Here is an 11,024-nt window from a genome sequence, read left to right as displayed (position 1 = left end):
GACCATGTTCTCGCGCCTTGTGACCTACAGCCGGTGTCTCGGCTGGGACGACCGCTTCCTCTATACCGAGCAGTCGATGTGGAAGGGCGACGACTGCGCCTCGCAGGTCCTGATCCGCTCGGCCATCGTGGGCAAGTCCGGGATCGTGCCGCCAGCCGAACTGGCGAAGGCTGCGGGGGTCTCACCCGTCAGCCCTGACCTGCCGGACTGGGTCAAGGCCTGGATCGCTGCCGAGGCCACCAGGCCCTGGCCTCCGACGCGGGGAAGTTGACCAGCGATGAGCAAGCGTCAGCGCCGCGAAGAGCCGTCGCTTGCGCCGCCGCGCGTTTCCGGGTTCACTTCGCGGAAAAACAGGGGGCAGGCATGGTTGGCGACCGCAAGCGGATCTGGGGCTGGTATTTTTTCGACTGGGCCAGCCAGCCTTACAACACCTTGCTTCTGACCTTCATCTTCGGCCCCTACTTCGCGGAAATTGCCCGTGGCTACTACATGGGTGCGGGCCTCGACGAAGAGGCCGCGAAAGCCGCCGCCCAGGCCTACTGGGGCTGGGGGTTGGCCATTGCGTCCCTGTCCATCGCGGTCCTGGCACCGATCCTGGGGGCGATCGCCGACGGAACCGGCCGGCGACTGATCTGGGTCTGGACCTTCTCGGCTTTCTACGTCGTTGGCTCCTTCGGCCTGTGGTGGGTCGCACCGGGCGGCACCGAGGGGATGCTCTTCTGGGCAGTCTGCCTCTTCGGCGTCGGCTTCATTGGGATGGAGTTCGCCACGATCTTCACCAACGCGCTGATGCCCTCGCTGACCCAGGCCGATGACTTGGGGGCAATTTCAGGCTCTGGTTTCGCCTTTGGCTACCTTGGTGGCCTCCTGGCGCTGGTGATCATGCTGCTGTTCTTCGCGGAAGGCTCGGACAGCGGGCTGACGCTTCTGGGCACGCCGCCCCTGTTCGGGCTGGACCCCGAGGCACGGGAGGGGACGCGCTTTGTCGGCCCCTTCACCGCGATCTGGTTCGTGGTCTTCATGATCCCCTTCTTCCTCTGGGTGAAAGAGCCGCACACCGACCGCCGTCCGCTGCATCTGGGCCGTGCTTTCGCCAGCCTGAGGGACCTGATCCGGTCGCTGCGCTATCGCAAAAGCCTGTCGGCCTACCTGGCCTCGGCGCTGTTCTACCGCGACGCGTTGAACGCACTGTATGGCTTCGGCGGGGTCTATGCCTCGGGCGTGCTGGGCTGGTCGATCATCCAGATCGGGATCTTCGGGATCGTGGGCGCAGTCACCGCGATGATCGCGGCCTTCATCGGCGGCCGGGTGGACCGGGCCATCGGCCCCAAGCCGGTCATCATGGCCTCGATCGTGGTGCTGATCCTGGTCTGTCTGGTGATGGTCGGCATGACGCGCGAGGCAGTCTGGGGCATCCCGCTGGACCCGGCCTCCAGCACGCCGGATCAGATCTTCTTCGCCTGCGGGGCCCTGATCGGTGCGGCCGGAGGTTCGTTGCAGGCCGCCAGCCGCACGATGATGGCCCGCCACACCACGCCGGACCGCGCGACCGAGGCGTTCGGGCTTTACGCCCTGTCCGGCAAGGTCGCCAGCTTCATGGCCCCGGCCCTGATCGCGCTTGTCACCACCATCAGCGGATCGCAGCGGATCGGCATTGCTCCGCTGGTTGTGTTGTTCCTGATCGGCCTGGTTCTGCTAACCTTCGTCAAACCCAAAGGCGAGATGCCCGCATGATCCTGACCCGCGCCCTTCTTCTGTCCCTGCTGCTGGCGGCTCCGGTCCAGGCCGAGAAGCTGGCGAACAAGCTGTTCGGCGCGATGGCCGAGCCGTCCAGCCAGGACTCGATGCCCATCGGCAGCTATGCCCGCGGCTGCGCGGCGGGGCTGGTGGAACTGCCCGAGACCGGGCCGACCTGGCAGGCAATGCGGCTGTCGCGCAACCGCAACTTCGGCCAGCCGCAGATGGTGCAATTCCTGATGGACCTGTCGGCCACTGCCCGCGACATCGGCTTTGGCCGCGGCCTTTACATCGGCGACATCAGCCAGCCGCGCGGCGGGCCGATGACCAGCGGCCACGCCAGCCACCAGATCGGCCTGGATGCTGACATCTGGATGCTGCCCCCCCGCCGCCTGGACCTGAGCGCGGCCGAGCGTGAAGAGATCAGTTCGATCCCCGTGCGGTCGGCCGACCAGCGCTCGGTGACGGAGAACTGGACCCGGACCCACCGCGAACTTCTGAAGCAAGCAGCAAGCGACCCCCGCGTGGACCGGATCTTCGTCGCGGCGGCGGTCAAGATCGAGATGTGCAAGACCGCCAAGCGCGCAGACAAGAAGTGGCTTCAAAAGATCCGCCCCGTGGCCGGCCATGACACGCATTTCCATGTCCGCCTGAAATGCCCCAAGGGCGCGCGGCTGTGCGAGACGCAAACCCCCACTGTAGATGACCTGTCCAAGGGCGGCGACGGCTGCGACGAGACGCTGATGTGGTGGGTGACCGACTTCCTGGACCCGCCGAAGTCCGACGGCAAGAAGCCACGCGAGGACGACGCACCCAGAAAGAAAGGCCCGCGTGAGTTCACGATGGCCGACCTGCCCCGGCAGTGCAAAGGTGTGCTGGCGTCGGATTGACAGGGGACGGCCGCGGGTATAGTTCGCCCCCGCCCTCATGGTGGGGGCCAAGTCTCCGCGACCTTGTCAAAACGGAAAGCCAAATGCGCATCCTTCTTCCTGGCGTCATTGCCATGACGGCCATTGTCGTCGCCTCGAACATCCTGGTCCAATATCCCCTGGGCACCTTCCTGACCTGGGGGGCGCTGACCTATCCCTTCGCCTTTCTGGTCACCGACCTGGTCAACCGGCTGGAGGGTCCCGCCACCGCCCGCCGCGTGGTGCTGGCCGGCCTTTTCACCGGCATTGTCTGTTCCTTCATCGGCACGCAGATCATGGGCGAGTTCGGCCCCCTGGTCACGCTGCGCATCGCGCTGGGGTCGGGCCTTGCCTTTCTCTGCGCGCAGCTTCTGGACATCTCGGTCTTCAACCGCCTGCGCCAGGGCAGCTGGTGGAAGGCGCCGCTGGTCTCGACTTTGGTCTCCTCCACCCTCGACACAGCGATCTTCTTCACCGTGGCGTTTTCGGCCGCGCTGATCGTGCTGGAACCGGGCAACGACGTCTCTTGGGCGACCGCGCCGATGCCGCTTCTGGGCCTTGGCCCCGAGGCCCCGTTCTGGGTCTCGCTGGCCATCGGCGACTGGCTTGTGAAGCTGCTGATGGCTTTGGTGGCACTGGTGCCTTTTCGATTGGCAGTTGCCAAGCTTACCGCAAGGGTAGCGTGATTTGTTTTGACAAACACAAAATCTGTGTCACGTTTGACCTATCGGCAACCATTTTGAAAGGAGGTGATCCAGTGTCTAGAGTGATATTGGAGAGAGGTGTCGGGACAGTCGGGAGGGGTATTTTCTAAGGGCAGCCCCTGGAAAATAGACCACCGATTGGATTTGGATGCCCTAACTGGCCCATCTCCTTGGATCTCGGAAAGGGTTGCCCGTCACGGCAACCCTTTCTCTATTTCTCCCCTTCGCATAGTTTGCCGGAATGCTGCACGTCACCGAAACCCTGGCCATCGCCGACTGGGAACTGTCCGAAAGCTTCATGCGGGCTTCCGGCCCCGGCGGGCAGAACGTCAACAAGGTTTCCACGGCCGTCGAGTTGCGGTTCGAGGCGGACCGCTCGCCCCACCTGGCCCCGGGGGTGAAGGCGCGGCTGAAGAAGCTGGCCGGGCGGCGCTGGACGACCGAGGGTGCCATTGTCCTGCAGGTCGACGAAACCCGCAGTCAGGCCCGCAACCGCGAAATCGCTCGGGAACGGCTGGTCGATCTGATCCGCGCCGCTCTCGTCACCCCGAAACGCCGGATCGCCACCAAGCCGACGCTGGGCAGTCAGCGCCGCCGCATCGCCGCCAAGACCCAGCGCGGTGAGGTGAAGTCCCTGCGCGGCAAGGTTGGGGACGAGGAATGAGTGCCGCCGAAGAGGCCGCTCGCCACTGGGACGGTCGCATCCTTCGCCTGATCCGCGACCGCGAGAACCACGTCTTCGAGATGCAGACCCCGCAGGGCCGCGCTGCCTTGCGCCTGCACCGCCAGGGTTACCAGTCGCCCGAAGCGATCCGGTCGGAACTTTGGTGGTGCGCAGAGCTGGCGCAAGCGGGTCTGCCGGTTCCCGCTGCCCTGCCCACCCGCGAGGGGGACTTGCTGGTGCCGGTCGCGGATGGGCGCCACGCCTCGGCCATCGCCTGGATGGAAGGAGAGGCGCTGGGAGAAGCGGCGAAACCCTTCGACCGGCCACTGACGCAGGTGCTGGACCTTTACCATGCGCTGGGCGCGGTGCTGGCGCGGGTGCACCTGGTGACGGACGGGTTGACCCTGCCTGCAGACTTCACCCGCCCGCGCTGGGACTGGGAGGGACTGGTGGGGGACAACCCGCTTTGGGGCCGGTTCTGGGACCATCCCGTCGCCACCCCCGACCAGCGCGCCACGCTGATCCGCGCGCGTGACGCCCTGCGCGAACGGCTGACGGGCGAGATCGGTCTGATCCACGCCGATGTCCTGCGCGAGAACGTGTTGGTGAACGGACATTCGGTATCGCTGATCGACTTCGACGACAGCGGTTTCGGCTTTCGCCTGCATGACCTGGGGACCGCGCTGGTGCAGACGGTCCAGCATCCCGAACACCCCCAGCTGCGCGATGCGCTGATGGCGGGCTACGGGACGACGGATGTCCAGATGGTCGAGGCGTTCATCCTGGCCCGCACTCTGGCCTCGGTCGGCTGGACCATGCCGCGACTTGCCCCGCAAGATCCGATCCACCGCAGCCACCTGGCGCGTGCCGTCTTCTGCGCCTCGCGGCTGCTGAAATCCTTGTGACGGGGTAGTCGAACGGATAATCACCGCCCTGAACGTAACAGCGGTGTAACGATTCCATGACAGATGAGGCCGAACCCCGGGTGAACCAGTGGAAGACGCTGGACAAGGACCTTGCGCGGTTCAGCCAGCTTGAGGCCGCCACGACTGCCATCGGCAAGCCGGTCGTCGCCACCGGCATCGCTTTCGTCTTCGTCGTCCTGTGCGCGCTTTTTGCCTTTGTCCTGATGGGCAACCAGTCCGGCAACCTGATCATCGTGGCCGCCGCCGCGTTCGGGGCCTACATGGCGCTGAACATCGGCGCGAACGACGTCGCCAACAACATGGGCCCTGCCGTCGGGGCCAAGGTCCTGACGATGGGCGGCGCGCTGGTGATCGCCGTCGTCTTCGAGACGCTTGGCGCCCTGATTGCCGGCGGCGACGTGGTCAGCACGATCTCGGGCGGGATCGTCGCCCCCGAGGCCGTGGCGGACCCCGACACCTTCATCTGGGCGATGATGTCGGCGCTGATCGCCTCGGCCCTGTGGCTGAACCTTGCGACCTGGATGGGTGCGCCGGTCTCGACCACCCACTCCATCGTCGGCGGGGTGATGGGGGCCGGGATCATGGCGGCAGGCTTTGGCGCGGTGAACTGGGGCACGATGAGCCAGATCGCGGCCAGCTGGGTGATCTCGCCCATCCTGGGCGGCGTGGTGGCGGCGCTGTTCCTGGCCTTCATCAAGGCCAAGATCAACGACGTTCCCGACAAGATCGGCGCGGCCCGGCGCTATGTCCCGGTGCTGATCGGCGTGATGGCCGGCACCTTTGCGACCTATCTTGCGCTGAAGGGTCTGAAGAAGCTTTTCGACATCTCACTTGGAAACGCCGCGCTGATCGGTCTTCTGATCGGCGCCGTCGTCACGCTGGTGATGCGCCCGATCATCATCCGCCAGTCCGAGGGGCTGGAGAACCGCAAGAAATCCCTGAAGAAGCTGTTCGCCGTCCCGCTGATCATGTCGGCCGCACTTCTGTCCTTTGCGCATGGGGCCAACGACGTGGCGAATGCCGTCGGTCCGCTGGCAGCCATCGTCCACGCCGTCCAGGACCACGGCACTGCCGCCAAGGTCGAGATTCCGCTGTGGGTCATGATGATCGGCGCGTTCGGCATCTCGTTCGGTCTGCTGCTGTTCGGCCCGAAGCTGATCCGCATGGTCGGGCAAGAGATCACCAAGCTGAACCCCATGCGCGCCTATTGCGTCGCGCTGTCAGCCGCGATCACCGTGATCATCGCCTCGTGGCTGGGGCTGCCGGTGTCGTCGACCCATATCGCCGTGGGCGGGGTGTTCGGGGTCGGCTTCTACCGCGAATGGCATGCCGAGCGGCGGGCGCGGGCGCTGAACCTGCAAAAGGGCACGCCCGTTCTGCCCGACGAGCGTCGGCGTCGCAAGCTTGTCCGCCGCGCCCATGTGCTGTCGATCGGGGCCGCCTGGGTGATCACCGTGCCGCTGACCGCTGCGCTGTCGGCGGTGCTGTTCCTGGTCATGAACACCGTCTTCTGACGGGTCAGACCACGACCTCTTGCGCCTGCTGCTTGCCAACGCCGAAAACCCGCTTGTAGCGTTCGATCTCGTCCGCCGGGCCCATCGCCTTGGCCGGGTTGTCCGACAGCTTGACCGTGGGCCGCCCGTTCGCGGACAGCGCCTTGCAGACCAGGCTGAACGGCGCCAGCGCGTCGCCCGCGACCAGGCCGCGGAAATCGTTGGTCAGCATCGTGCCCCAGCCGAAGGATACCTTCACCCGGCCGTTGAAGCGGGCGTAAAGCTCTTCGATCTTTTCGACGTCCAGCCCGTCCGAGAAGATCACCAGTTTCTTCGTCGGGTCCTCGCCCCGGTCTTTCCACCAGCGGATCGCCGTCTCGGCCCCCGTGGCCGGATCGCCCGAATCGATACGGATTCCGGTCCAGCCCGCCAACCAGTCCGGCGCGTTCTTCAGGAAGCCCTCGGTGCCATAGGTGTCGGGCAGGATGATGCGCAGGTTGCCCTCATGCTCGTCCTGCCAGTCCGCCAGAACGCGGTAGGGGGCCTGGCGCAAATCCTCGTCGGTGTCGGCCAAGGCACTGTAAACCATGGGCAGTTCGTGGGCATTGGTCCCGATCGCCTCGACATCCCGGCTTTTGGCAATCAGACAGTTCGAGGTGCCGATGAACTTCGATCCCAGTCCTTCCTGCATCGCCTGGACGCACCAGTCCTGCCACAGGAACCCGTGCCGCCGCCGAGTGCCGAAGTCGGCGATCTTCAAGCCCTCGATCCCGCGCAGACGCTCGATCTTCTCCCACAGCCGGGTCATGCCGCGGGCGTACAGCACCTGCAATTCAAACCGACCCATGTCGTGCAGGACAGCGCGGCTGCGCAGCTCCATCAGGACGGCCAGCGCCGGGATTTCCCACAGCATGACCTCGGGCCAGCTGCCCTCGAAGGTCAGCTCGAACTGGCCGTCGCGCTTTTCCAGGTGATAGGCGGGCAGGCGCATGCCCTCGAACCACTCCATGAAGTCGGACCGGAACATCTGCCGCTTGCCGTAGAACGTGTTGCCGCGCAGCCAGGTGCTTTCGCCGCGGGTCAGGGACAGGGACCGCACATGGTCAAGCTGTTCGCGCAGCTCGCCCTCGTCGATCAGGTCGGCCAGGCGCACTTTGGACGAGCGGTTGATCAGGCTGAACACCACCGTCGTGTCCGGCTTGTTTCGGAAAATCGACTGGCACATCAGCAGCTTGTAGAAGTCCGTGTCGATCAGAGACCGCACGATGGGGTCGATCTTCCACTTGTGGTTCCAGACCCGGGTCGCGATATCCACCATCTATGCCTCCAACGCCACGCCAGCGGCGCGCATCTTGTCCCGCGCTTCGGCCAGGCTGCCGTTCAGGTCGATGGCGCGCGCAGCCCCCTCCAGAACCGTGGCCTTGAACCCCAGCCGGGCCGCATCCAGTGCCGAATAGGCGACGCAATAGTCGGTCGCGAGGCCCACCAGAGTGACCGCCGTCACCCCCCGGCTGCGCAGATAGCCGTCAAGGCCGGTCGCGGTGGTATGGTCGTTTTCGAAGAAGGCCGAATAGCTGTCGATCTGCGGACGAAAGCCCTTTCGGATGACAAGCTGGGCCGGATCGGTGCGCAGGTCGGCATGGAACGCGGCGCCCTTTGTGCCCTGCACGCAATGGGTCGGCCACAGGACCTGCGGCCCATAGGGCATGGTCGTCAGACTGAACGGCGCGGCCCCCGGATGGTTCGCCGCGAACGAGGCATGGTCGGCGGGATGCCAGTCCTGCGTCAGGACAACGGTTGCGAAGTCGTCCATCAAGCCATTGATCCGGCTGATGATCTCGTCTCCGCCCGCTACGGCAAGCGCTCCGCCGGGGCAGAAGTCGTTCTGCACGTCGATCACGATCAGGGCTTCGGTTGCGGGCTTCATGGCGACCTCTTGGCAGTGTCCTGCCTTGCGTAAGTCCGGGGGGCGGATGCGTCAAGCGAAGCGCTTGAAATTCCCAAGGCTTCGGCGCAAAGGGGGGCCATGCTGACCGTCGCTGCGCTTTACCACTTCACCCGCTTTCCCGACCCTGCTGGCTTGAAGCCGGGGCTGTCCGAGCTGTGCCAGGCGCAAGGGGTCAAGGGCTCGCTTCTGCTGGCGCCCGAGGGGATCAACGGCACCATCGCGGGTCCGCGTCCAGGCGTCGAAGCGGTGCTGGCGGCGATCCGGGCGCTGCCGGGCTGCGATGGGTTGGAGTGGAAGGAAAGCTTTGCCGAGACGATGCCGTTCGGGCGGATGAAGGTTCGGCTGAAACGCGAGATCGTGACGATGGGGCAGCCCGACGTCGACCCTCTGGCGCGGGTGGGGAACTATGTCGCGCCGAAGGACTGGAATGCGCTGATTTCTGACCCCGACACCGTGGTGATCGACACCCGCAACGCTTACGAGGTCGCCATCGGCACCTTTCAGGGCGCGGTGGACCCGGGAACAAGGGCGTTCGGCGAGTTTCCTGAGTGGTGGCACGCCAATCGTGAGCGGTTCGCGGGCAAGCGGATCGCGATGTTCTGCACGGGTGGCATCCGCTGCGAGAAGTCGACGAATTACCTTCTGGGTCAAGGGGTTAATCAGGTCTACCACCTGAAGGGCGGCATCCTGAAATACCTGGAAGAGGTGCCGCGGGAGGCAAGCCTTTGGCAAGGCCAATGCTTCGTCTTCGACGACCGGGTCTCGGTCGGGCACGGCCTTTTGCCTGGGGGGCTGACCTCTTGCGGGGCCTGCAGAAGGCCGGTGACCGAGGCGGATCAGGCCGATCCGGTCTATGAGGACGGCGTCTGCTGCCCGGCCTGCCAGGACGAATACTCCACCGCCGATCGCAGCCGCTTCCGCGAGCGGCACCGCCAGATGTTGCTGGCGGCAAGTCGCGGGACACACCATCTGGGCAACGCGCAAGAGTAGGGTGGGCGATATCGCCCACCCTACCCCCGATCAGGCGGCCTTGGCGGCGAGCATGTCATGGACCATCGGAATGACCTTCTCGCCGTAAAGCCGGATGCATTCCATCAGATCGGCATGCGGAACCGGTCCGGTTGAGTACTTCATGTCGAACCGCTGGATGCCCAAAGCCTTCACCGTCCTTGCGATCTTCCGTGCCACCGTCTCGGGGCTGCCAACATACAGCGCGCCGTGGTGAACTTCGTTAAGATAGCGATCCTTGGTGACCGGGGGCCAACCCCGCTCACGCCCGATGCGGCCGAACATGTCGGCATAGTGCGGCCAGAGGATTTCCTGCGCCTTTTCATCGGTTTCCGCGACAAAGCCAGGGGAATGGACGCCCACTGGCCGCACCGGCTTGCCCAGTTGCGCGCAGGCGCGCTGATAGAGGTCGACGTAAGGGGCAAAGCGCGAGGCGTCGCCGCCGATGATCGCCAGCATCAGCTGCAGGTCCTGCCGGACGACGCGGACCACGCTTTCCGGGCTGCCACCGACGCCAACCCAGACGGTCATCGGCTGGCCCAGCTGCGGAAAAACCGGCTGGTTTTTCAATGCGCTACGGGTCTGGCCTGACCAGGTCACCCGCGGTTCGCGCAGGAGGTGGGCGAAGAGGTCCAGGCGTTCCTCGAACAGCTGGTCGTAGTCCTGCAACTCATGCCCGAACAGCGGATAGCTTTCGGTGAAGGACCCGCGCCCCAGAATCGGCTCGGCGCGGCCGTTCGAGAGCGCATTGAGGGTGGAAAAGCGCTGGAAGACGCGCACCGGATCGTCGGTCGACAGGACCGTGACGGCGGTGCCAAGCTTGATCCGTTGGGTACGGCCCGCGATGGCGGCCAGCACGATTTCCGGCGCCGAGATCGCGAAATCGGGGCGGTGGTGTTCACCCAAGCCGATGAAATCAATGCCGATTTCGTCGGCCAGCGTGGCCTGGTCCAGCACCTCGCGCAACACGCGGTCCATAGGCTGCGGCTGGCCGTCGGGACCGACCGTCACATCGCCGAAAGTGTCAAGGCCGAGGGATACCTGGGTCATGGGAAGCTCCTTTGTCGGCAAGTTAGGGAGTGGTCCGCGACAAATGAATGCGGATTTGGAGAGAGGCAGCGTTCAGAGGTGCACGGGGCGGACAAGTGATTGAGGCCGCTCGCTTAATTGTCCACGACCATTGCGGCATTCCTATCTTCCTTTGGTATGGAAACCGTATGGCTTCCATACATACGCGCGTATGGCCGGACTTCGATTAACCATAGCGGCGAATCACCATGCGCGGCAGGTTGGCCGGGAAGGAGACTGCGATGAGCTTACCCGAAAGCCTTGCCATCCAGTTGGGCCTGGATATCCCCGACTTCGACCGCGACGGCTATTACGGCGCGGAGTATGGCACGATGAAGCCCTTCCACCGGGTCGGCAGCCTGCTGTTTCTGTCGGGTCACGTCGCGCAGATTGGGGCCGAGATTACGCACAAGGGGCGGCTCGGTCAGAACGTCACCGTAGAAGAAGGCTACCAGGCTGCGCGGCGGACCGGGCTGAACGTGCTGGGCGGCATCCGGCAGGCGGTGGGGTCGCTGGACCGGGTGAAAGGGATCGTCCGCAGCCTGAACTTCGTCGTCTGCACGCCCGA

11 protein-coding genes and 1 pseudogene are annotated in these 11,024 nt (G+C 65.1%); 9 read left to right on the top strand and 3 right to left on the bottom strand.

What is annotated here, in order from left to right; translation table 11 throughout:
- The 7 genes and pseudogenes from U1E69_RS13255 to U1E69_RS13225 form a co-directional block, all read left to right on the top strand.
- A pseudogene (locus U1E69_RS13255) lies at positions 1 to 271 on the top strand (thioeseterase); the annotation flags it as partial.
- A gap of 92 nt (positions 272 to 363) precedes the next feature.
- Positions 364 to 1,734 (top strand): MFS transporter, encoded by a 1,371-nt coding sequence (locus tag U1E69_RS13250; protein ID WP_322244846.1) that lies wholly within the window; start codon positions 364 to 366, stop codon positions 1,732 to 1,734.
- Entirely contained in the window at positions 1,731 to 2,627 is an 897-nt protein-coding gene (gene mepA, locus U1E69_RS13245) for a penicillin-insensitive murein endopeptidase (RefSeq protein ID WP_322244845.1), read from the top strand. Before U1E69_RS13250 ends, mepA begins: the two co-directional genes overlap by 4 nt.
- 83 nt (positions 2,628 to 2,710) lie before the next feature.
- Complete coding sequence (locus tag U1E69_RS13240) at positions 2,711 to 3,331, top strand: queuosine precursor transporter (protein ID WP_322244844.1); 621 nt, start codon at positions 2,711 to 2,713, stop codon at positions 3,329 to 3,331.
- A gap of 259 nt (positions 3,332 to 3,590) precedes the next feature.
- Positions 3,591 to 4,013, top strand: coding sequence for an alternative ribosome rescue aminoacyl-tRNA hydrolase ArfB (gene arfB / locus U1E69_RS13235; RefSeq protein ID WP_322244843.1), 423 nt, complete (start codon positions 3,591 to 3,593; stop codon positions 4,011 to 4,013).
- On the top strand, positions 4,010 to 4,918 hold the full coding sequence (locus U1E69_RS13230) for a phosphotransferase enzyme family protein (RefSeq protein WP_322244842.1): 909 nt from the start codon (positions 4,010 to 4,012) through the stop codon (positions 4,916 to 4,918). Before arfB ends, U1E69_RS13230 begins: the two co-directional genes overlap by 4 nt.
- A 56-nt stretch (positions 4,919 to 4,974) precedes the next feature.
- On the top strand, positions 4,975 to 6,453 hold the full coding sequence (locus tag U1E69_RS13225; protein ID WP_322244841.1) for an inorganic phosphate transporter: 1,479 nt from the start codon (positions 4,975 to 4,977) through the stop codon (positions 6,451 to 6,453).
- 4 nt (positions 6,454 to 6,457) lie between these two features.
- Here the strand turns inward: U1E69_RS13225 and pncB are convergent, their stop codons facing one another.
- Positions 6,458 to 7,750, bottom strand: coding sequence for a nicotinate phosphoribosyltransferase (pncB, locus tag U1E69_RS13220; RefSeq protein ID WP_322244840.1), 1,293 nt, complete (start codon positions 7,748 to 7,750; stop codon positions 6,458 to 6,460).
- Positions 7,751 to 8,359: a bifunctional nicotinamidase/pyrazinamidase gene (pncA, locus tag U1E69_RS13215; protein WP_322244839.1), complete on the bottom strand. Its 609-nt coding sequence runs from the start codon at positions 8,357 to 8,359 to the stop codon at positions 7,751 to 7,753. It lies immediately after the preceding gene.
- Between the two features lie 99 nt (positions 8,360 to 8,458).
- Between pncA and U1E69_RS13210 the strand changes: the two genes are divergently transcribed.
- On the top strand, positions 8,459 to 9,370 hold the full coding sequence (locus U1E69_RS13210; RefSeq protein WP_322244838.1) for a rhodanese-related sulfurtransferase: 912 nt from the start codon (positions 8,459 to 8,461) through the stop codon (positions 9,368 to 9,370).
- Between the two features lie 30 nt (positions 9,371 to 9,400).
- Here U1E69_RS13210 and U1E69_RS13205 read toward each other — a convergent pair whose 3' ends face one another.
- Positions 9,401 to 10,438, bottom strand: a complete 1,038-nt coding sequence (locus U1E69_RS13205; RefSeq protein WP_322244837.1) for an LLM class flavin-dependent oxidoreductase — start codon at positions 10,436 to 10,438, stop codon at positions 9,401 to 9,403.
- A 260-nt stretch (positions 10,439 to 10,698) separates the two neighbouring features.
- On the opposite strand from U1E69_RS13205, the gene U1E69_RS13200 reads away from it, so the two are divergent.
- Positions 10,699 to 11,024: RidA family protein (locus tag U1E69_RS13200; protein WP_322244836.1), on the top strand; the 326-nt coding region annotated here is incomplete at its 3' end.

Source organism: Tabrizicola sp. (assembly GCF_034366665.1).
Lineage (GTDB): Bacteria > Pseudomonadota > Alphaproteobacteria > Rhodobacterales > Rhodobacteraceae > Tabrizicola.
The sequence above is the reverse complement of the archived record's forward strand: the minus strand, read 5'-3'. Positions and strand labels throughout refer to the sequence as shown.